A 21552-nucleotide genomic window follows, 5' to 3' on the forward strand; every position below is an offset into this window, starting at 1 on the left:
TCTAAGCAAATGTGGACGATTATTTTTATTCGGTCGTTTATTTTCAGGTGCTATCACATCTTTGTATCGAAATAAATTTTTAATATTAAAAACGATACAATGAAAACATCATTTCAATTTTTAGCAGTACTGTTATTCTTAAGCAGCTTTTCTTTCGGACAAAAATTTTCCGCAAAAATCGATTCTATCATTCAGGATAATTATAAAAAAAATCCGGAGGTAGGAATCAGCGTTGGCTTTATCAGTAATAATGAAGAATATTATACTGCATATGGTAATGTAAATAAGGAAAGTAAAAGCAGAATTGATGAAAATTCTCTGTTCGAAATTGCCTCCATTACTAAAATTTTAACTGCAAATTTAATTGCCCAGGCAGTGATAGAACACAAAATAAAACTGAATGATTATATAGATGATTATCTTCCCAAAGAGTATATTTTGCATGAAAGTCTTAAAAATAAAATCAGAATTGCTGATCTCGCCTCGCATCAATCCGGTTTACCGGATATCGACTTTGCAAAATTAATAGAATTGAATCCACAGCAGCCTATAAGCAATGTCACCCAAAATAACTTGACAGCTTTAATCAATACCTGCAATGAGCTGAAAGATTATGGCAAGTACAGGTATTCTACTATTGGATACACTTTACTGGGGCAGATTCTGGAAAAAGTGTATGGAAAGAGTTATGATACCATTATCAGAGAAAAGCTGACAAATCCATTGAAAATGACTACCACATTAATGAAGAATTTTAACGTGAAAAACAAAACGACAGGCCACAATCAGGATGGCGGAATTCAGGAATTTTTTAATTGGAATGTTATTGCTCCCTCCGGATTGGTAAAATCTAATTCAGCCGATATGATCAGATTTTTAAAGGTAGTATTAAATGATAAAACAAAAGTAGGACAGGCTGCTGTAATAGGGGAAAAAATCTTTTACAAAGATGACAAAAGAGAAATAGGATTAGGTTTACATATCTCAACGGATGATCAAAATACGCTCTATTTAAAATCCGGAGATTCTATGGGGCAGTCTTCTGTCATATGTTACAACAGGGCTAAAAAGTGGGGAATTATTATCCTTCTTGATCATAGAAACTCAAAGATGAGACAGGATCTTCTGAATACAATTTATGATACCGTCCTGAAATAAATGTAAAATGAATCTTTCGCAATCAAAGAGAGTTTAACGATTCTCCGTGGAAAATTACTAACCGGAATTTTCTTTTTCAAAGCTCTTGTCCCACGCAAAGAAAGCGGATAAAGCAATGGTCATTAATTAAAAAGGGACAAGCCTAAAATACAGACTTGTCCCCTATAATGATCTTCAGAATCATCTTGAAGATTATTTTAAGATTTGCTGATCATACAGGATATTATCATCTTCATCAAAGCTTATGATCAGAACTTTATATTGCTTGGCGCTGTCGTTATTAAAGAATTTAATTCTTGGAGGAACGTAGTCGCTGTCAAACAAATCAGGGTTCCAGTAGAGGGTTTCGCGGGTATCATTTTCAATTTTTTCCGGAGCATCGTCATCGATCATTTCAATAGGGAACTCTGAAGGTTTATCATATCCTTTGATGATTGATACATTGTTCTTCTTCAATTCTTTTTCATTACTTTTAGATTTCATATTCCCCTTCATGGTATAGATGGCTACGGCATCGCCTATTAATCCGGATCCTTTAATGATCTTTACCATCGCAATATTATTAACCGGAAGACTGGTAATCATGGTAGGATCGGTCTGTATTTCATCCAAATAGAGCTTAGCCTGCTGCCCGCGGATATAAGGAACGCTTGCTCCTGAGTTATTTTTCTGAAATGTCAGGCCGGCAGCTCTTCCCTGCAGCCAGTCTAAAATATTGCTTGATCCTGAAATATGCTGGTCTTCATTAACGAAATCAAATACTGTAGAATTGACAGAACTGAACATGCCGCTGGACAGTTGTTTATCCAGCTCTGCTTTCGGATCTTTCTTTTTTCCTACCAAAGCTACTGCCTGGATTTGTATATCATTACTCTCTTTCTTTTTAGTATTTTTCTGAGTGTTGATCGCTCTGGAAATGGTTGGAGGCAGGCTTTTATTTTTGTCGGTTTTTACCAATGTGTATGGGGTTGCCGGGAAATTACCTGTAAATGGGGAAGGAGTCACTAACGGTTCTATGGTAACAAACAAATCATCATTTCCCGATTCTTTATTTTCTGAATTCACAAAGGCCGAGATCTCAAGCGGTTCATCATTATTGAGGTTGTTTAAATAGATATACCCATTCTGATCTGTTTTGAACTGACCGAATACTGGCTGATTTTCACCCGATTTTGATAATAAATTGACCGCCGAATTGATCATCAGGGCATTGTTTTTAATAGGTTTCACCCTGTAAGACAGATATTGCTGAGACTGTGTTTTAATGGTGGGTGCCGCGCCGCTGAGTACAGAATTCCAGTCGAATCTTTTCCAGTTTTCTGAAATAAGCAGGGCGTCCAGCGCTTCAGTGTTGGCATTTTTAGAAAAATATTGCGCCGGGCTGTCTATTCTTGTTGTAAAATCTCCCGTCAGCCAAAGTCTGCTCAGAATATTTTCCTCTTCAGGAGTCTGGCTGCCGTCGTCTTCACTCACCAAAACCGTGTAATGTTTAAAATAAGACTCGGGGGAAAGATCAATACTATTGAATGCTCTTGGCGTTGGTTTTAAGCTTTGTCCTATTATTTCTGCTTTCTCAATTTTTAGATCAGCAGGTTTTATAAAGCAAAGCCTTTTTGCCACGATATTGTCCTGTTCATCAAAAATAACCAACTGTAAAATACCATTCGCACCATTACTTACTTTTGTAGGAATGAGACTTGATACATCACTGGTCAGATGGTTGATATTGGCTCTGTAAGCAAGATGGTTATTGATGAGTCCTACAACTTTATAACCCTGAAGCTGTTGTTTCAGATGAATACCCTTTATGTTGTATTTTATCCCTTCTTTGGCACTTACAACCTCTATACTAAGACCGCTGTCTGCAGCTTGAGGCAGATCAATGGTCTGGCTTTTTCCTTTATTGTCCTGAATAATGGCCTGGTATTTTTTTCCTGATGCCGGAGTTATTGTAAAGGAAGCCACATTTTTATCAAAAGATTTGAAGGTAGTAACAGGAGTATTGGGAGCTTGAATATCAATTATTTTTCCGGACCAGCTCTCCGGAAGGGATGAATTGCCGGATAACCTTACAGCAAATTTGGTAGAGGTACCATTAATGAAAGTTCCGCCTTCCGGAAATACTTTGGCAGACCAGTCGGAATTTTTTGCAATAACCAATGATTCCGCAGAGTTCGGATTGTAAACCGGAATGGTTTTGACGATCTGGAAGTCTTCATTGAAATTAGTCATATAAGGAGTGTAGGCTCTCACAAAGTAAACCTGTTCCGGGAGATCTTCTTTCAGTTGAAAATCCCCGCTGCCTTCCCCGTTCGTAAGAAGTACAGTTTTCCAGTCGATTAATTTTTTATCAGCATTGTAAAGCTCTACAAATAGGGTAGTAGAGAGTGGCGACCGGTTGTAACCGTTAAATACAAAACTTTTAAACCAGATTTTATCACCAGCTGCATATTGTGATTTGTCGGTAAGTATATATACTTTCTCCTGCTCGTAATGATCCTCAAGATTGGTAATTGCTTTTTCCAGTCTGGTTTGTGCCAGTATAGGCTGTACCATTGAAAGAAGCATTACACAGAATATATTTTTCATAGAAATCTCAGCACATTTTAATTCTTTGCTAATGTAATCATTTAAAGACTTCCGGAAAGGTTAAAAACTTATAATTATCCGATTTATACCGTGTTTTTTCAGACTTTGATGCAAAGGCTTTAATGGGAAAACTGTTGGCCGTTTTAAAAAAAATAATGCTGATAAAACGGGCTGATCCAAGAAAAGTTATCCGGCATCTGCTCCGTATTTTATCAATAAAGTGAGATGTGGTACCTTAAAACCACAAATAAAGCCTATCTTTAATTAGATGAATTGGAGAAGCTTACAGATATGCGGAAAGTAATTCCGGTGTCGGCAAGATAGTTGTACTCAATGAACGACCAAACAGAATATAAACTATGAATGTACAGTTAAAACAGAATTGTCATTTTAAAAATGACGGTGCCGATAATTTCGGTTCGGACATTTTAAAAGGATTGTCCGCTCATCCGAAAAAATTATCTTCAAAATATTTTTACGACAAAACAGGCGATCATCTCTTCCAGCAGATCATGGCGATGCCGGAATATTATCTTACCAATTGTGAACTGGATATATTTCAAAATAAAACAGAGGAACTTGTAAAAGCAATTTCCAATATCAATGAATCTTTTGATCTGATAGAACTGGGAGCTGGCGATGCGATGAAATCATCATACCTTCTCAGAAATTTAGTGGAGAAAGGAACAAACTTCACCTATATGCCTATTGATATTTCAGGAAATATTCTTTCTGTTTTGCAGGAAAACCTCAAAAAGAGCCTGCCTGAACTGAAAGTTTTACCGTTGGAAGGAGAGTATTTTGATATGCTTGATAAAGCCACCGGAATTTCGAAAAGAAAAAAGGTAGTTCTTTTCTTAGGTGGAAATATAGGGAATATGGAAAGCGAAGAAGCCGCCCATTTCTGCAGTGAAGTGAAAAGAAAACTGAATTCCGGGGATTTGTTTCTTGTAGGGTTTGACCTCAAGAAAAATCCGCACACCATTCTTTCTGCTTACAATGATCCTGCGGGAATTACCGCTTCATTCAATCTAAATCTTCTTACAAGAATCAACCGCGAACTGCAAGGAGATTTCAAGGTGGAAAATTTCCAGCATTATCAAAATTATGACCCGGTTTCAGGAGATTGCAGAAGTTTCCTGGTAAGTCTTTGTGATCAGGAAGTTCATATAGGAAACTGTTTGTTTACCTTCAAAAAAGATGAATTGATTGATATGGAGATCTCCCGGAAATTTTCTGAACAGGATATCAGAAAACTTGCCGGAGACTCGGGTTTTCATATTCTTGCTGAGATTAAAGATTCTAAAAACTGGTTTGTAGATTCTATCTGGATGGTATAATTTAAAAATGATTTTTTTATGAAAAAAGATGTATTGTCTGTAAAAGCGAATACTCATAAAAACTGGACAAAAAAGTACTTTGAAGTTAGAAATCGTTCCGTTGAGATTTGCAGCCCTCTGGAAATTGAAGACTATGTAGTTCAGCCCGTAGTAGATGTGAGCCCTCCGAAATGGCATCTGGGCCATACCACCTGGTTTTTTGAAACCTTTATTTTACAGTCCAATTTTCCAGGATATGAAGTTTTTGATCCTCAGTATAATTTTGTGTTCAACAGTTATTACGAAACCATCGGTGCCCGTGTTATCCGCACCGACAGGGGAAACCTGAGCCGTCCATCTGTTTCGGATGTCTTTAAATACCGCGAATACGTGGATCAAAAGATGGATGAATTTCTTCAAAGCGGATATCTTACACAGCCATTGGAATCTCTGCTGGAATTAGGGTTAAACCACGAACAGCAGCATCAGGAATTGTTACTTACAGATATCAAATACATTTTAGGACATAATCCTTTATTTCCTGCTTATAAAAAAGAAAATATTTCAAAAAAAGAATCTGCCGGAAACTCAGAAATGATCAGTTTTTCAGAAGGAATTTATGAAATCGGTTTTAAAGGTGAAGGGTTCTGTTTTGATAATGAGCTGGGAAGGCATAGGGTATATCTGAATGATTTTAAAATTAGCAGTCAATTGGTGACCAATAAAGAATATGTAGAATTTATGGAAGCCGGAGGCTATAAAGATTTCAGACACTGGCACGCCGAGGGTTGGGACTGGGTAAAGCAAAATAATGTTAAATCCCCTTTATACTGGCATTTCATTGATGGGAAGTGGATGAACTATACTTTAAACGGCTTGCGGGAAATCGATTTAGAGGAAGCGGTCTGTCATATCAGTTTTTTCGAAGCATCTGCCTTTGCTTCGTGGAAAGGAAAACGCCTGCCAACCGAAGCTGAATGGGAAGCTGCATCATCCTGTTTCAACTGGGGAAGCCGCTGGGAATGGACGAATTCCGCTTATCTTCCGTATCCGGGATATACAAAAGAAGCTGGAGCAGTAGGAGAGTATAACGGAAAATTCATGGTGAATCAGATGGTGCTTCGTGGTGCTTCTGTGGCCACTCCACCGGGACACAGCAGAAATACCTACCGGAACTTTTTCCCGACTCATTTACAGTGGCAGTTCACAGGAATCAGACTTGCACAATAATTTTGCCTATGATTACAGTTCAATCGGTTTCAAAAAGTTTTAATGGAAAAAAAGCAGTTGATGATATTTCCTTTCAGGCCAATGATAAGGAAATTCTGGTGCTTCTGGGAACAAGCGGCTGCGGAAAAACCACCATGCTGAAAATGATAAACCGCCTCATCGAAGTAGATTCCGGAACTATTTTGATTGATGGCAAGAATATTCTTTCCCAAAAAGTGGAAGAGCTTCGCATGGGAATTGGATTTGTCATGCAGTATTCCGGGTTGTTCCCCCATTATACCATACAACAGAATATAGCTGTCATTCCCGATTTGCTGAAATGGGATAAAAAAAAGACAGCCGGAAAAACCCTTGAATTATTACACAAACTCCATCTCTCTGAAGACGTACTTACACGGTTTCCCAACGAATTAAGCGGCGGACAGCAGCAAAGAGTGGGAATTGCCAGGGCTTTGATTGCCGATGCCCCTGTCTTGCTGATGGACGAGCCGTTCGGAGCGCTGGACAATATCACCAAAAGTGATATTCATTCAGAATTCAAATCACTCGAAGAACTTAAAAATAAAACCATTATTCTGGTGACCCACGATGTTCAGGAAGCCTTCGATTTAGGTCATAAAATCTGCCTGATGGATCAGGGGAAAATTATTCAGACAGGAACTCCGGGAGAAATGTTGTATCAGCCCAAAAATGATTTTGTTAAGAATTTTTTTGCTAAAAACCGGCTTTTACTGGAATACAAAGTAGGCAGATTGAAAGATCTGAGCTCTCTGATTGAAGGCAGCCGTTTCTATGAAGAACTTCAGTTTTCTGATAATACCAATGTTTGGGACGCTTTGCAACATCTGAGTACAGATACTTTCCTTTCCGAAGATTACGAAAATCTGGTTAAAGCATTTAATGAATACCGAAAATTCCAGACTGTATGAGCGAGCAAAGTTTTTGGCAGTTTATCACGGAGCAGCATGAAAAACTGCTTACTCAGGTTGTACAGCATCTGGGACTCACTTTTTTATCTCTGTTTCTGGCGATCATGATCGGGGTGCCTTTAGGAATTCTCATTGCCCGAAAAAGAAAATTATCAGGTTCTGTTTTAGGAATGGCAGGAATTTTACAGACCATTCCCAGTATTGCGCTGCTTGGTTTTATGATTCCTGTTTTCGGGATTGGAGCAGCTCCGGCCATTGTTGCATTGCTGATCTATGCTCTTTTACCGATCATCAGGAATACATACACCGGAATAACGGAAGTAGATCCGGCGGTAACAGAAGCTGCAAAAGCAATGGGAATGAATGGAAAACAGCTGCTTTTCAAAGTTCAGCTTCCTTTGGCGATGCCTGTTATTATTGCAGGAATCAGGACGGCAGCGGTGATCAATGTGGGGGTGGCAACTTTAGCTTCATTTGTGGCGGCAGGCGGTTTGGGTGAATTTATTTTTGGTGGAATTTCCCTTAATAATACCCATATGATTCTGGCCGGTGCAATTCCCGCAGCTTTACTGGCTGTTCTCTTAGATCAGACCATTGCCGTTTTACAGAAATTAAGCTATCAGTCTGTAAAGAAATTAAAATATATAATTCCGGCTGTTTTGGCATTTATCGGGATTATTTATCTTTTAAATTCGGTTTCAAACCATAAGATTAAGGCAGGTTTTACCCCTGAATTTATGGGCCGGCAGGACGGAAATCTGGGACTTCGTTCGGTATATGGGCTTGATGCACATCCACTGGTTGTAAGTGATGCCATTATGTACAAAGCAGCCTACGAAAAAGAGCTGGATCTCATCAGCGGATATTCAACAGACGGCAGGATCAAAGCTTTTGATTTGTATGTTCTGGAAGATGACAGGAAGATTTTTCCTCCTTATTTTGCGGCTCCGGTGATCAAAACAAAAACATTGGAAAAGTTTCCCGGACTGGAAAAAACACTGAACCTTTTGGCAGGTAAATTCAATGATTCTATCATGACTGAACTGAATTACAAAGCCGATTATCTTAAACAGACTCCCGAAAAAATTGCTAAAAATTTTTTAATGAAAACAAATTTATATAAAGATCCACGCAAAGGAAATTCCCAAACCATAAAAATCGGATCCAAAATTTTTGGTGAGCAATATATTCTGGCCGAAATGTACAAAATGCTCATTGAAGGCTACACAGATTATAAAGTAGAAACAAAAACAGGGCTCGGCGGAACGAAAATCTGCTTTGATGCTCTGATGAATGACGCCATTGATGTATATCCTGAATACACAGGAACCGGACTGTTGGTCTTGCTGAAACCTTCGACAAAAACGATAGAAGAAGTGTCTAAGAGCCCGGAAAAAACGCTGGAGTATGTTAACCGGGAATTCCGGAAACAGTACGGAATTGAATGGCTGCAGCCACTTGGTTTTAACAATGCATATGCTTTGATGATGCGGAGGAAACAGGCTGATGAACTTAAAATTAAAACTATTTCAGACCTGAAAAAATATATGGATTCCCAATGATGACGCACAGTTTTCAACAAAAAGAATTCTAACCTTATCTTATATAGCTTATTAAAATTAATCAGAGTAGATGGTGTTCTACTCTGATTTTTTTTGTTTTTAATTAAGAGGCTTTCTGCCGGTAAAAATATTGATCAGAACGACAATAATGGCAACCACCAGAAGGGTGTGGATTAAACTTCCTGTGTCCATACCGGGAATGATTCCAAGCATTCCGAGTAGCCAGACTGCGATGCAGATGACTGCAACAAGCCATAATAAATTTCTCATACTATTATCTTTTTGTGGTTAGTGTTGTGGTGTAGTGGCGGCTTCACTTTATTGATGTCTTAAACCTTTATGGTGGTATTGTGTGCTTTTATGATCAGTTTTATAATTTGAATAAATGGTATCAGTGGTAGTGCTGTAATTTTTATTGAAAGACTGATCATTCTCTAACTTGGGCATGGGATAATGAAACTCCTTGCCGTTCTTATAAAGCTTATTATCGTAAGTCCGGTAAATCTGGTTTTCTTTATAAGTGTTTCCGTCAGGGGCAAGATATACTTTGCTTTTCTTGCCTTTCTTTCGCAGGCCCATATAAAGCAAAGAACTTCCTGCTGCAAGAGCCAATGTAATTTTTACTATATTGTTCATACGATTGTGATTTGGATTTAAATAGGTACAAATTTTTTGCCATAGGAGAGAAATGTGGTACTTTTTAAGTATTTACATAGCTCTTATCAAATTTGGAGAGAAGAAAAAAGTCTGGCAGAGCCAGACTTTTTAGTTTCAGAGCGTTTGTTCCTCATGTTTTCCTTCCCTGATCTCTTCTACCATTTTGGCATTAAAGGCAGGAAGATCTTTTGGTGTTCTGCTCGTCACGAGTCCGGCATCTACTACCACCTCGCTGTCTTCCCAGTGTGCACCGGCATTTTTTAGATCCTGGCTGATGGAGTTAACGGAAGTCAGATTCCTTCCTTCTACCACACCCGCGTTGATCAGTACCTGCGGTCCGTGGCAAATGGCTGCTACAGGTTTATGCTGGGCAAAAAAATCTTTTACAAAGGTGAGTGCTTTTTCATTGGTTCTCAGCTGATCGGGATTAATAACGCCTCCCGGTAATACCAGCGCATCATAATCTGAAGCGGCTGCATTGTCCAGCGTTTGATCTACAGGATATTGCTTACCCTAGTCTTTTTCTGCCCAGGCTTTAATGCTTCCCGCTTCAGGACTTACGATATGGGCGGTCCATCCCTGTTGTTCAAGATATTCTTTTGGTGAGCTTAATTCACTCTCTTCAAAGCCATGTGTGGCCAGTATTGCGATTTTCTTTGACATAGTACTGTTTTTTGTGTTAAGTATCGGAAGGTCTTTGACCTCCGATTACAACGTTCGATTGTTGTGTGATGATTAAATAAAAACTTACCTCGTGAGAAAGAGGATATCTACTTTTTTAAATCTTCAAGAACTTCAAATTTATCATGAGAAGCCTTAAGCTGATGAAGCTGATCCAGTACCACTCTGGAACTTTCCGGACAAAGATCACCGCTGTCTAAAGCATCCTGATAAGCATCTATAGCCGCATTTTCACCATATACAACATTTCCTAACGTAGAGCCGGCTGTATCTGTGGCAAAAGAATTTTTAACATCAATCCATGCTCTGTGGATGGCTCCTGCAGTAGATCCTGATTGATCCGGTGTGCCTCCTCTTTCTGTAATCAGATTGCTCAATTCGTTTTTCATCTTGTGAGACTGGGCCACCATCGTATCATAATCTGCTCTCAGCTGTGGATACTCATCCCATACTTTGTCTTCCACTTTTGAAAATCCCTGAATTCTGTCGTTGGTAATGTTCAGTAAATCATTTAATACTGAAACTGTTTTCTCGTTGTTCATATTTTTATATTTTAAATTGGTACTATGAACTTTGCAAGCGCCGTGCCTCAAACACCATATCTGCAAAGATGTGGTATTTAAAAAAAACTTAAAATTTTGAAAACAAATCTTAATTAAAAATACCTGATGAACTGCAAAGAACTCCATAATCAAAAGCACCACAGAGGTTTATTCGTTTTTGTACTACGAATAAATGCTTCCCTGAAAAAGCGTTTACCGGTAGCTATTTTATCAGCAAAAAAGAATTGATAACGGTTTCAGGTTTGGCTCCTTTTGATGGAGTAGAAGACTGCTGCAATAAAATATAATCGGGCATACAGGTAGATGATGCCATAATTTTTTCTATATTAGAAGAAGTAAGTGTATGATTTACTCATGTTTAGAAAAAAATGGCTTGTGTTTGTATTTTACATTCCAAAACAGGCCTTTCAATATAATATAAAAAAGAGAATGCCGATAAACCCGATACCTCCGGATGGAGGCCTGTTATATAAAGAAACAGATATGACTCAGTTGTTCCCTGAGCCTTTCAATGCATTAACAGCCTTATTGTTTTTAGCCATAGCCATTTTCTGGACCATTAAGCTGAAAGGTAACTTCAAAGAATATCCTTTTTTAACCTACTGCCTGGTTTTATTATATATTGGTGCCATTGGGGGAACGGTTTACCATTCTTTCAGACAATGGCCGGTATTTATTATGATGGACTGGCTTCCGATTATGCTATTATGCCTGTCTGCAGGGTTTTATTTTGTAGCGCAGAGCACCCGATGGTACTATGCTGCTGTAATGGTTCTGGGATATGTCGCTCTGATGTTTGCTTTAAGAAACTTGATTCTGATCGATAATCCTTCCCTTTTTATCAACGTCAATTATGCCATCATGGCCTCATTGGTAGTTTTCTCGGTACTAAGGTATTTGATCTATACCCAATGGAAGGCTGGCAAATGGGTAGGCTTTGCTGTATTGTCATTTGTTTTTGCACTGACTTTCCGTATCGCTGATAAATGGGAATGGTTCAGCTTCGGAACACACTTTTTGTGGCATACGTTTGGAGCGGTGGCGACGTTTTGTATGTTTAATTATATTAGTCTTACGGGGAATGTGATTAGAAAGACATAAGTAGCTTTTATTACTACTTTACTTTCTGTTTCTCCCAGAAATTCTCAAATTAATGTCAAAATTCATTTTGATTTTTCGAAACATTTTGAAAACTAAGTATAATGCTGCTATGATTTGTATTTCAGAAGTATTTTTGAAAATACCATTGGTTGGGTATTCTTGATAAGAATTTATTAAGACTTCTTCATTAAATTTTGTTTGACTTTTTTCAATAGTTTTAATTGTACTCATTTGCAATATTTGTTAATTGATACTGCAAAGATTAATTATTGTTGAATATGAGTGTTATCCAAATTATTATCCAGTTTATCCAGAAACGATAATAATTGATTACAAACTAGATTGTTACGTTTTAATCAGTATTGATAATTTTACTCTGAGGAATTTTAAACTGATTTTGTTTTTCTGTTGAAAGTTTATTTTCTGTAAAAAGAGTTTTGCGTATATCTTCAGGCTGTGGTTGCTCTTCTTTATCTATAAATTCAAAATGATCTAAAATCATTCGAGATATGGCACTGGTATTATCCTTACCATTTCTTTTTGGAGCTTCAATGAACCCTTTTTCGATTAATTCAGAAAATAAATAACCAATAGATTGAAGACTGCCTTTAATTTTTATTTTTTGTGATGTAGGGAAAATATCTTTGTCTTCAACCAATACTTTTTTAAATTTGATTTTTGAGGTAATTAATTGAGACTTTTTATCTAAAAGTTCTAAAATTTTCTTTATTGCAAATTTAGAATTTGTGAATTTTTTACTGTCAAAATCTAATTGATGTGTATGATTGTTAAAAACAAAAAGTTTTTTTAAATATTTGTGTTTTTCGTCGTCAATGATTGCATTATTTTTTCTGGTTCTAATATTGCAATCGTCCCAAAAATCCATTACATCAGTATCAAACGGAATTTCTAAAAAATCTCCATCAAAATTTGAAAATCCATTACTATACAAATAATCTATTAGTTTCCCTTGCATAAATTCATGGTATGCTATAATTGATAATTCAAAATATTCAGGATATTCATTAGGAATCCAATTTGAACTTATTATGAAATCAGAATTATTTTCATATAGAAATAATTGGTATATATTTTTTAGTTCATTTAAATAAGCAGTTTCATCAGCATCAGGATAATTGTCACTCCAGTTTTTTAAATCAATATTATAATTTTTTTCAAATTCTTTGAAAGAATAATAAAATGCTATTTCCATATCCTGAACATTTGTAATTGACTATTGTTACAAATTTATAAAATAAAATGATTTTATAAGAATTAACGAAATCAACTAAATACTAATTATAGAGTTTGCAATTCTTTTTTCACCTCCTATTGGAGTTGTATAAAATCTTTGTTCGATTCCCCATAAAACAAATTTAAGATCTTCATCTGTTTCAATTTTAAACTTACCACCTCGAAATTCTATTTGACTATATTGACTAATATATGAATACACAGCTTGTTTTTCGGTATAAGATAAATTATTTAGTGTTCCCATTACTAATGCAATCCTTTTTCTGTTAGGTACTGTAACGTTTCTACTACTAAAATTAGAATCAACCTGCAGGAAATCATTTTGTAAAAAGGACTCAGTTTCTAAAGCAGTTGCTTCTTTATATAGTTGATCCATTCCTTTAAATATTTTTTGTGCCGCAGCTAATTTTTTGAAGTATAGTATGTCAGAGTTTTTATCATATATTGCATCAGCAAATGGATTTACTGTAATAATTGGTTTTTCAGTTTCTATTCTTAACTCATCAATAGAAAACCATTTTTTACTAATAAAAAAACTTGAATTAATAATTTGAAAAAAATATAAATTATCCTGTACTGTACAAATAAATGATAGTTTTGTGAGATCGTTTCTAGTTATTTGATCATGATTGACCGAGTTCAAATCATTAGTTATAAAATCAAATGAAAAACCAGATTGAGAAAATTGCGAAACTTTATAAAGTTCTTCATTTTCAATGAGCGTATTTGGATTATAATCAACACCGACTAAATTTAATTGTGAAGTATTGTAAACTTCTTCTTCTGTCTCAATTACTCTGAAAATATTATGTTTTCTTTTCACTTTCCCATAAATAAAGGTTGCCATATGTTATAAGTTTTAAAGTTCTATAAATGTATAATCATTGATTCTCCTCAAATTATTAAAATTATCATTTCCAGGAGTTTTTAGTTTTCTTTTAGTAATTAAAAATATTTTAATATTTGCTGATGTTTTTACAAAATAAAAATGATAGCCAAAAAGTAAAAAAATAGGATTGAAATAAAGTGTTTGTGATAAAAATGTAAAGATGTAAATGATTAAAAAAACTACAACAAGAGTAGGAATATCGTTTACACCTAAAGACACAAAAAAATACCCTAAATAAGTTGGTAAAAAATTGTTATTTGCTAGCTCAATTTCCATAACTGAATTTCTTTGTAAATTATCCTTTGGTAATTTCATGGCAATTAGAAAACTCAAAATAGTTAAGATGATTGGGATTAAAATAAATATAATCCAAGAGTAATACATGGAAAATTTTTCAATAAAATTTAATTCATACTTTTCTTTTACAAGAAATACTACGGCAATTAACCAAGTCGAGTTAAAAGCTAAAAATAATTGATATAAATATTTCATTCTCTTAATTTTTTCTTTTTTAAGTTTTTGAAAAATTATAGTTTTACAAAAATATTATGATATATAATTAAAAAAAAAAAGGCTTTCCGTAAAAAGCGAAAATAAAAATCATCTTAAAATATTGACTCAGTATTTCCACGGAATTTTTTAAAATTTCATCACAAAAAAATCCCAACTTTCGTCAGGATTTATCAATTATATTGTTTTCGTAATCTATATTCCAACCATTTTAAAAAAGCTGGCAAGAGTTAAATTTCTAGCATGGCAGATTCGCATTATTGTAAGAAGAGCAATTTGATAATCTTTGTCGTCTTTTATTCTTCGAACGGTCTTTTCATCAATGTTATGATCTACTGCAAATTTGCTGTTATTGTTCATCGGGATAACCCATTCATCCCTTATAAATTCAACAATTTTTCTATTTGCTTCAGTCATAGAAACAAATAAATTACATATTCTTATAAAAATCTCGGACTCAAATCCGAATGTTTGCAATTTTTTCTTACATTTATAAAAAATAAGCCATTAAGAAAATTGAAGAAAAATAAAACGGTTCGCTTAAAAAATAGCTTCAGCTATAGCTTAACGATTCTTCACCCCTTAAAAGCTCTTAATGGTTAAGAAAAATTTCAACACTAAAAAACACAAACAATGAAAAAAAGCAGAACAAACTTAGATTCCCGGTTTCGGGCAGAAAAGAAGAACGCCGGCTTGCAGCTGATAGAAACATTCTTTCAGTTCAATGAGCTGGATGTTTCCAAAGAAAGGCTCAGCAACATTATGAATTATGCAGTAAAGAGAAACAGCTGGATCCATGAAGATCCGGCGGTGATCTTCCAGTTTCATCAGTCGATGAGGTCATTGATCCGGGCGGGCTATCTCATGATGCTGAAGGACAGAAAATGGACGGTCGATACACAATCGGAAAAAATTTCCCCTTGGGTTCTTGGTCTGCTTTCGGAGAAAGAATACCGGAATCCTCTGCTGGTTTTCAAAAAAGCATTCAGAGCCTACACCCTCAAAGAATTTGATTATTTTATGTCCGGAATCGTCTATTTTTCAATGGGTGTTTATGAAAATCTACCGGAAAGGAATATCGTTATGCCCTATATTCATACGGTGAAAATGCTGGATGCTGCACACCTTATTCTTCAGAGAAGAAGAGAAAAGAAGATAGCTGAAACCCATTAAAAATAAAAAATGCCCCTTTTTCAGGGGCATTATATTATTGAGCTTTTACTTGCTCTATCTTTATGTAAATTTTAGAAAGGTTGGGTTGGGCACTCCCTGAGGTGGGGGCTCCTGCCATAATGGTTGCGGTATAAGCAGTTTTTGAAGAAGCGTTGCTGTCTATCCAGGTATATCTTCTATGCTCAGGTCCGCCACTGGAACCATCTATAATCCCTGCGTTCCCCCAGTAAGCGCTTCCTACTGCTCCGGTGCCTTGAGGAAACCAGGTAGCTGTTGCATCTCCCATACCGCCCCATACTCCTGAAGTAATATTGTTGGTAGTTTGAGCTGCTCCAATATAACCGCCATATTCGGTATTGTAATTCCAATATAGATTCACGGTAGCCCCTGTATTATTAAATAACTGTACATTTGGAACTGCAGCGGTTGTACCACTGGTGGTGTCAAATATTACTCTGATAGAATACTTACCATCCGGGGTAGCAAGAGGAAAAGTATAGGCTTGTTTCCCGTTGGAATCGGTTGTTAGGGTGGGATATCCCATCACAGCAACAGGAGTAATGTCTGCACGGCTGCTATTTCCCACTGTAGCGGTACAGTTTTGCGCTGCTGTTAGGAAAGAAACCGTACTGTTGGTCATCGGAATAGTCATGTCATTAGCGGTGGTGGGAGTTCCGCTTACTGAGAATACCAGTTCGCCATCACCAAACTCTAAAGTTCCCGGTCTTAGCTGGAAAGTTAATCCGTTGATCGTAAAAGGAGTTCCTGAATTATATGCTCCGCCGTTTCCTCCGCTATAAGTAACTCTCAGGTTTCCGGTGTAAGGAGTACCGGGAGTATAATTAGAAGGACTTAAGTAAGCTGTAGTACATTGTAATGCAGAAATCGCCGGAGCTACGGCATTGGTTGCCTGTGTCAGTCTTTGCCATACTGTTCCGTCAAAATAATAATAGCCCATAGCAGTAACATTGATACGTTGGCCTGTGGCATCTCCGCCGGTGACGTCCGTAATATAAATCAATGCGCCGGTCTGATTGATACCATAGGTAGCGGTATTGGCTGTAAGCTCAGCTCTGGTGAGTCTTGGGGCCTGTAATCCGAATGTTTGTGAGTTATTCGTAATCAGCCCCGAAGTATCTCTTGTAGCAGATACATCCAATGTTGTTTTAGGTGAGGCAGTATTAATCCCTACTTGGGCGAAGTAAACTCCTGAAATAAGAATAGCAGTGAGGTGTGTAAATTTTGTTTTCATATGAGGGTGTTATTTTGTGTGTACCAAATATAATTCTTTTTTTTGTGAAAAATGAAAAAAAAACCTTTGTGATTGATAAAAATTAACTAATTGGTAATATTCAGTTTCATTATGATATGTTTTTTAAGATAAAAATTTCATTTTTTTAACCGTTTAATTTTTGTTTTTTACGAGCAATAAAAGCCACAAAAGCTTTTTAAGCTAAGCTATCTACTTTGTGTATAGAAGTATACCAAGGGTGTTTAAGCAATAAAAACTTTTGGGACTTTGTGGTTAATTTTGAAAAACCTTTCTGTAAAATTCACAGTCTGATTCTTTTAATGTTGAAAGAAGGATGATTTACTTATATTTGCCTGCAAAGCAAATTCAAATGTTCAAAAAAGTAAGCACTGTATTTATCCTTGGATTTTATACTGTTTTTTGTTCGGCCCAGCAGGTCCGGCCTTCAAAATCATCTGAAATTTACCGTGAAATCAAAACGCTGAAAAATCTTCCTAAAGTTTTATACCTTGCAGCTCATCCCGATGATGAGAATACGGGATTGCTCTCCTGGTTAATCAACAGTCAAAATGTAGAAACAGGGTATTTATCTTTAACCAGAGGTGATGGCGGTCAGAATTTATTAGGCACGGAGCAGGGGGCTGCATTGGGATTGATCAGAACACATGAGCTTTTGGAAGCAAGAAAGTTAGACGGTGCCCAACAGTTTTTTACCCGCGCTATTGATTTCGGATTTTCTAAAAATACAACAGATACTTTTAAACAATGGGATGAAGACAGCATTACAGCGGATGTGGTTTGGGTAATCCGCCAATTCCGGCCTGATGTTATCATTTGCCGTTTTCCTCCTACGGCAGCAGCTGGCCATGGACAGCATGCGGCTTCGGCGGTAGTTGCGGAAAAAGCTTTTAAGCTGGCAGGAGATAAAAATGCTTTCCCGGATCAGCTGAAATATGTGAATATATGGCAGCCAAAACGCGTGTTGTGGAATACCTTCCGGTTTGGCGGAGTCAATACTACAGCTGAAAATCAACTGAAAGTTACCGTCGGGCAATATGACGCTCAACTGGGAATGGGCTATGGGGAACTGGCAGGATTAAGCAGAAGTTTACATAAAAGCCAGGGCGCGGGAACACAGTCTGTAGCCGGCATCAGAACGGAATATTTTGCCCATGTTGCCGGTGAGCCTGCAAAAGCGACTCTTTTTGACGGAGTTACTAAAACATGGACTTCACAGGGAAATGCTGATATTGACCAGTCATTAGATCAGATTATTTCAGCTTTCAATTTCAATAACCCCGATCAGAGCCTGCCTGCTTTGCTTGCATTAAGAAAAAAGGTCATGGCGTTGCGGGATTCGGACCAGAAAAAGGATAAAATTAAATCTCTTGACAACATTATTTTAAGCTGTGCCGGGTTTATGGGCGAGGTGGTTACCAATCAGGGTGAAGCGGTTGCCGGAGATCATTATAATTTCAGGTTAAATCTGATTTCAAGAACTGTAAATCCTGTCGTTTTAGAGAATGTAAAATGGTTAACCCAATCAGAAAGTTTCAACAGGGAACTGTCAAAAGATTCTTTAATTACCATTCAGCATGATATTCAGATTCCTGCAGATGCAGCACTTACAGAACCTTACTGGCTGGCAATACCACCTGTGAACGCAGCAACTTTCGCTGTTACGGATCAAACTTTAGTTGGTCTGCCTGAAGCAGAAGCACCATTGAATGTTCTGGTCAGTTTAAAAATCGGCCCGGAAAAGTTTCAGGTTAAGCTTCCTTTATCTTTCAAGAAATTGGACCCTGTGCGTGGCGATGTGGTTGAAGCCTTGCGTATTGTTCCTGCTGTGGAGCTGAAATTTATCCAACCACTTTATCTGGTCAAAGAAAATGAAGACCTGCAGGTAAGTTTAAATTTTAAGGTTAATTCTAACAAACCGTTCAATAAAGGTATTCTAAACCTGATGTACAACGGAGAACGATTAGGAAGCGCTGATGTAAGAGCTGTAAAAGAGAAAGATTTCACTTTCGATTATGTTATTCCAAAAGCTAAGCTTGCCTCCATAAACTCAAACCGTTTGCAGCTGGACGCTAATTATGTTTCAGATGGGGCTACCTATCATAAAAAACAAATATTAATTCAGTATCCACATTTACCTTCCCTGCAATATTTTGCGCCTGCCACTGTGACGGTGATGAAAGGCGATATTCAGGCGAAAGTAAAAAAAGTAGGTTATATACAAGGTGCGGGTGATTTTATTCCTGAGTTTCTGCGCATTGCAGGTGTTCAGGTAGATATCCTGAAAGACGGAGATTTTTATGGTAACTTAGATGAATCCGGTGGAAACGGCAGTCAAAACAAGCTGTCGCAATATGATGCCATCGTGCTTGGTGTCCGTGCCAACAATACGGAGAAAAAGCTTGGGCGCTGGATGCCTTTTTTATGGTCTTATGCAAAGGCTGGTGGCAATCTGGTGATGCAGTATAACACCAACCAGGATACCACCGTTGATCAATTGGGAATGTACAATTTCAGTATTGCCAATAAACGGGTTACGGAAGAAAATGCTGCGGTAAAGTTTTTAAATCCCAGTCATAAATTACTGAACTTTCCGAATAAAATCACTGCGGATGACTTTAAGGGCTGGGTACAGGAACGCGGTGCCTATTTCCCTGCTCAATGGGATGCAGCATATGAACCGCTTTTTGAAATGCACGATACAGATGAAGAGCCTCTTCAGGGTTCAACTTTATACGCGAAGTACGGGAAAGGTAATTTTATTTATACGCCACTGGCATTTTTCAGACAGCTGCCTGCAGGAAATGCCGGAGCAGCACGTTTATTTCTAAACTTTTTATCTGCACAGAAAAACTAATGAACAAAAAACTTAAAAATTGGAATACCTGGTATCTGTTATTAACAGCTGCATTAATCTTGCAGATTGCATTTTATTATTGGTTTACTAAATTCTGGTCATGAGTACTATAGATTGGACCGTTCTCGTTATTACACTTGTTGCAGTGGTGGTTTACGGCGTATTCATCGGCCGTGGCCAGAAAAGCAACGAATCCTACCTGAAAGCAGATAATAAAATGCCCTGGTATATTGTGCTGATCGGCATTATGGCCACCCAGGCGAGTGCTATTACATTTCTTTCAGCTCCGGGCCAGGCTTATACAGACGGAATGCGCTTTGTGCAGTATTATTTTGGTTTGCCTTTGGCGATGATTGTGATCTGTATTACTTTCATCCCGATATTTCAGCGCTTAAATGTTTACACCGCCTACGAATATTTAGAAAACCGTTTTGATAAAAAAACAAGGGTACTTACGTCACTGCTTTTCCTTTTTTCGAGGGGTTTGTCAACGGGGATCAGCATTTATGCTCCGAGTATCATCTTATCAAGTGTTTTAAACTGGAATATTTATGTAACCAATGTTTTAACAGGTGGTATTTTGTTGATTTATACCTACGTTGGCGGGGCAAAAGCTATTGCTCATACCCAGAAATTACAGTTTCTTATTATTCTGGGAACCATGGCTTTTGCAGGGTATCTCCTTATTCAGAATATGCCGGATGGAATTGGTTTTAGTGATGCGCTGTATCTGGCGGGAAAATCCGGGAAACTCAATGTCATCACCACAGAATTCGACTGGAAAGATAAATACAATATCTGGAGTGGCTTGATTGGCGGTTTTTTTCTGGCGCTTTCTTACTTCGGTACGGACCAGAGCCAGGTCGGTAGATATATCACTGCGAAAGACAATACCAATGCAAAAATGGGCTTGCTGTTGAACGGACTGGTTAAAATTCCCATGCAGTTTGCTATTCTTCTGATTGGTGCTTTGCTTTTCGCATTCTTTTCTCTGAAACCGGCCCCGATTTATTTTAACGAACGCTCCTATGAGTATTTAAAGGAAAAACAACCTGAGCAGGCTGCAGTTTTTGAAAAAGAGCATCAGGATTTACAACTAAAATTTAATGCAGAATCGAAAGAAATTTTAAAGCTGAAAGAACAAAATTCTCCTCAGCTTGCCAAAACGATTCAGGATTTTAAAGATACGCAATCGCAAGTAAAAGCATTGCATGGAAGGGTAGAGGAAGCTATTAATAATTCAAACTATAATGCAGAGAAAACGGACACGAATTATATTTTCCTGTATTTCGTGAAAAATACCCTGCCTGCAGGAATGATCGGGCTGCTGTTTGCCGTCATTTTTCTGGCAAGCTGGGGCTCCATTTCGGCAGCACTGAATTCCCTTGCCGCCTGCTCATTAAAAGATGTTCATTTACTATACAGCAAAGAAATTCCTGATGATAAAACCGAATTGAAATACAGCCGCCTGCACACCTTAGCCTGGGGTATTTTTTCAATCGGTGTAGCTATGTTTGCTACGCAAATGGGTTCACTTATTGAAGCGGTTAACGTATTAGGTTCTCTTTTCTACGGACCTATATTGGGGATTTTCCTTGTTGCATTTTACTATAAAAGGATCAACGGTCCGAATGTATTTATTGCTGCCATTGTATCGGAAATTACGGTTATTGCCGTGTATCAGTTCGATATCGTTTCTTTCCTCTGGCTTAATGTAATCGGGGCAGCAGCAGTCATTATATTTTCTGCAATCGGTTTGCTGTTTTATAAGCAGAAAACAGTAAATTCGTAAACGAACAATATTAAAAAC

General features: G+C 37.3%; 18 protein-coding genes and 1 pseudogene. 9 read left to right on the forward strand and 10 right to left on the reverse strand.

What is annotated here, in order from left to right:
- Window positions 1–99 precede the first annotated feature (99 nt).
- Window positions 100–1158 carry a serine hydrolase domain-containing protein gene (locus AB1278_RS08425; protein WP_202839331.1) on the forward strand — a complete coding sequence of 353 codons (1059 nt, stop codon included), beginning with the start codon at window positions 100–102 and terminating at the stop codon, window positions 1156–1158.
- Between the two features lie 192 nt (window positions 1159–1350).
- Here AB1278_RS08425 and AB1278_RS08430 read toward each other — a convergent pair whose 3' ends face one another.
- The gene (locus AB1278_RS08430) at window positions 1351–3747 is read right to left on the reverse strand and encodes a hypothetical protein (protein ID WP_343639076.1); all 2397 of its coding nucleotides are present in this window, start codon (window positions 3745–3747) and stop codon (window positions 1351–1353) included.
- A gap of 359 nt (window positions 3748–4106) precedes the next feature.
- Here AB1278_RS08430 and egtD point away from each other — a divergent pair, with 359 nt between their 5' ends.
- From egtD to AB1278_RS08450, 4 genes are read left to right on the forward strand one after another with little or no spacing between them, the layout of a single operon-like run.
- Entirely contained in the window at window positions 4107–5087 is a 981-nt protein-coding gene (gene egtD / locus AB1278_RS08435; RefSeq protein WP_343639074.1) for an L-histidine N(alpha)-methyltransferase, read from the forward strand.
- 18 nt (window positions 5088–5105) lie between these two features.
- Window positions 5106–6296, forward strand: a complete 1191-nt coding sequence (egtB, locus tag AB1278_RS08440) for an ergothioneine biosynthesis protein EgtB (protein WP_429813678.1) — start codon at window positions 5106–5108, stop codon at window positions 6294–6296.
- A gap of 8 nt (window positions 6297–6304) precedes the next feature.
- Window positions 6305–7225 carry an ABC transporter ATP-binding protein gene (locus AB1278_RS08445; protein WP_429813681.1) on the forward strand — a complete coding sequence of 307 codons (921 nt, stop codon included), beginning with the start codon at window positions 6305–6307 and terminating at the stop codon, window positions 7223–7225.
- Complete coding sequence (locus AB1278_RS08450; RefSeq protein WP_429813684.1) at window positions 7222–8787, forward strand: ABC transporter permease/substrate-binding protein; 1566 nt, start codon at window positions 7222–7224, stop codon at window positions 8785–8787. Before AB1278_RS08445 ends, AB1278_RS08450 begins: the two co-directional genes overlap by 4 nt.
- Window positions 8788–8886: 99 nt before the next feature.
- On the opposite strand, the gene AB1278_RS08455 is transcribed toward AB1278_RS08450, so the two are convergent.
- The 4 genes and pseudogenes from AB1278_RS08455 to AB1278_RS08470 form a co-directional block, all read right to left on the reverse strand.
- Entirely contained in the window at window positions 8887–9057 is a 171-nt protein-coding gene (locus tag AB1278_RS08455) for a lmo0937 family membrane protein (RefSeq protein ID WP_047433678.1), read from the reverse strand.
- 48 nt (window positions 9058–9105) lie between these two features.
- The gene (locus AB1278_RS08460; RefSeq protein ID WP_346562881.1) at window positions 9106–9423 is read right to left on the reverse strand and encodes a hypothetical protein; all 318 of its coding nucleotides are present in this window, start codon (window positions 9421–9423) and stop codon (window positions 9106–9108) included.
- Window positions 9424–9558: 135 nt separating this feature from the next.
- Window positions 9559–10107, reverse strand: a pseudogene (locus AB1278_RS08465) (type 1 glutamine amidotransferase domain-containing protein).
- Window positions 10108–10214: 107 nt separating this feature from the next.
- On the reverse strand, window positions 10215–10667 hold the full coding sequence (locus AB1278_RS08470) for a PA2169 family four-helix-bundle protein (protein WP_137904655.1): 453 nt from the start codon (window positions 10665–10667) through the stop codon (window positions 10215–10217).
- Between the two features lie 450 nt (window positions 10668–11117).
- On the opposite strand from AB1278_RS08470, the gene AB1278_RS08475 reads away from it, so the two are divergent.
- Window positions 11118–11789, forward strand: a complete 672-nt coding sequence (locus AB1278_RS08475; protein ID WP_429813688.1) for a hypothetical protein — start codon at window positions 11118–11120, stop codon at window positions 11787–11789.
- Between the two features lie 352 nt (window positions 11790–12141).
- Here AB1278_RS08475 and AB1278_RS08480 read toward each other — a convergent pair whose 3' ends face one another.
- The 4 genes from AB1278_RS08480 to AB1278_RS08495 all read right to left on the reverse strand — a co-directional run bounded on the left by AB1278_RS08480 (window position 12142) and on the right by AB1278_RS08495 (window position 14919).
- Window positions 12142–13002 (reverse strand): hypothetical protein, encoded by an 861-nt coding sequence (locus AB1278_RS08480; protein ID WP_429813691.1) that lies wholly within the window; start codon window positions 13000–13002, stop codon window positions 12142–12144.
- 75 nt (window positions 13003–13077) lie between these two features.
- The gene (locus AB1278_RS08485; RefSeq protein ID WP_429813694.1) at window positions 13078–13890 is read right to left on the reverse strand and encodes a hypothetical protein; all 813 of its coding nucleotides are present in this window, start codon (window positions 13888–13890) and stop codon (window positions 13078–13080) included.
- A 12-nt stretch (window positions 13891–13902) separates the two neighbouring features.
- A complete protein-coding gene (locus tag AB1278_RS08490) occupies window positions 13903–14424 on the reverse strand; it encodes a hypothetical protein (RefSeq protein ID WP_429813697.1) in 522 nt (173 codons plus the stop codon).
- A gap of 213 nt (window positions 14425–14637) precedes the next feature.
- The gene (locus AB1278_RS08495; protein ID WP_429813700.1) at window positions 14638–14919 is read right to left on the reverse strand and encodes a hypothetical protein; all 282 of its coding nucleotides are present in this window, start codon (window positions 14917–14919) and stop codon (window positions 14638–14640) included.
- A 156-nt stretch (window positions 14920–15075) separates the two neighbouring features.
- Here AB1278_RS08495 and AB1278_RS08500 point away from each other — a divergent pair, with 156 nt between their 5' ends.
- A complete protein-coding gene (locus AB1278_RS08500; protein WP_202839352.1) occupies window positions 15076–15615 on the forward strand; it encodes a hypothetical protein in 540 nt (179 codons plus the stop codon).
- 34 nt (window positions 15616–15649) lie between these two features.
- Here AB1278_RS08500 and AB1278_RS08505 read toward each other — a convergent pair whose 3' ends face one another.
- Window positions 15650–16867: a hypothetical protein gene (locus AB1278_RS08505; RefSeq protein WP_429813703.1), complete on the reverse strand. Its 1218-nt coding sequence runs from the start codon at window positions 16865–16867 to the stop codon at window positions 15650–15652.
- A 370-nt stretch (window positions 16868–17237) separates the two neighbouring features.
- Here AB1278_RS08505 and AB1278_RS08510 point away from each other — a divergent pair, with 370 nt between their 5' ends.
- Both AB1278_RS08510 and AB1278_RS08515 read left to right on the forward strand, forming a co-directional pair.
- On the forward strand, window positions 17238–19742 hold the full coding sequence (locus tag AB1278_RS08510) for a PIG-L family deacetylase (protein ID WP_429813706.1): 2505 nt from the start codon (window positions 17238–17240) through the stop codon (window positions 19740–19742).
- 100 nt (window positions 19743–19842) lie between these two features.
- Window positions 19843–21534: a sodium:solute symporter gene (locus AB1278_RS08515; RefSeq protein WP_429813709.1), complete on the forward strand. Its 1692-nt coding sequence runs from the start codon at window positions 19843–19845 to the stop codon at window positions 21532–21534.
- Window positions 21535–21552 lie beyond the last annotated feature (18 nt).

It is taken from the genome of Chryseobacterium sp. NRRL B-14798 (genome assembly GCF_050470705.1).
Lineage (GTDB): Bacteria > Bacteroidota > Bacteroidia > Flavobacteriales > Weeksellaceae > Chryseobacterium > Chryseobacterium cupriresistens.

Coding starts and splice junctions, on each gene's coding strand:
- AB1278_RS08425 (WP_202839331.1), top strand. CDS start 100: ATGAAAACATCATTTCAATTTTTAGCAGTACTGTTATTCTTAAGCAGC.
- AB1278_RS08430 (WP_343639076.1), bottom strand. CDS start 3,747: ATGAAAAATATATTCTGTGTAATGCTTCTTTCAATGGTACAGCCTATA.
- egtD (WP_343639074.1), top strand. CDS start 4,107: ATGAATGTACAGTTAAAACAGAATTGTCATTTTAAAAATGACGGTGCC.
- egtB (WP_429813678.1), top strand. CDS start 5,106: ATGAAAAAAGATGTATTGTCTGTAAAAGCGAATACTCATAAAAACTGG.
- AB1278_RS08445 (WP_429813681.1), top strand. CDS start 6,305: ATGATTACAGTTCAATCGGTTTCAAAAAGTTTTAATGGAAAAAAAGCA.
- AB1278_RS08450 (WP_429813684.1), top strand. CDS start 7,222: ATGAGCGAGCAAAGTTTTTGGCAGTTTATCACGGAGCAGCATGAAAAA.
- AB1278_RS08455 (WP_047433678.1), bottom strand. CDS start 9,057: ATGAGAAATTTATTATGGCTTGTTGCAGTCATCTGCATCGCAGTCTGG.
- AB1278_RS08460 (WP_346562881.1), bottom strand. CDS start 9,423: ATGAACAATATAGTAAAAATTACATTGGCTCTTGCAGCAGGAAGTTCT.
- AB1278_RS08470 (WP_137904655.1), bottom strand. CDS start 10,667: ATGAACAACGAGAAAACAGTTTCAGTATTAAATGATTTACTGAACATT.
- AB1278_RS08475 (WP_429813688.1), top strand. CDS start 11,118: ATGCCGATAAACCCGATACCTCCGGATGGAGGCCTGTTATATAAAGAA.
- AB1278_RS08480 (WP_429813691.1), bottom strand. CDS start 13,002: ATGGAAATAGCATTTTATTATTCTTTCAAAGAATTTGAAAAAAATTAT.
- AB1278_RS08485 (WP_429813694.1), bottom strand. CDS start 13,890: ATGGCAACCTTTATTTATGGGAAAGTGAAAAGAAAACATAATATTTTC.
- AB1278_RS08490 (WP_429813697.1), bottom strand. CDS start 14,424: ATGAAATATTTATATCAATTATTTTTAGCTTTTAACTCGACTTGGTTA.
- AB1278_RS08500 (WP_202839352.1), top strand. CDS start 15,076: ATGAAAAAAAGCAGAACAAACTTAGATTCCCGGTTTCGGGCAGAAAAG.
- AB1278_RS08505 (WP_429813703.1), bottom strand. CDS start 16,867: ATGAAAACAAAATTTACACACCTCACTGCTATTCTTATTTCAGGAGTT.
- AB1278_RS08510 (WP_429813706.1), top strand. CDS start 17,238: ATGTTCAAAAAAGTAAGCACTGTATTTATCCTTGGATTTTATACTGTT.
- AB1278_RS08515 (WP_429813709.1), top strand. CDS start 19,843: ATGAGTACTATAGATTGGACCGTTCTCGTTATTACACTTGTTGCAGTG.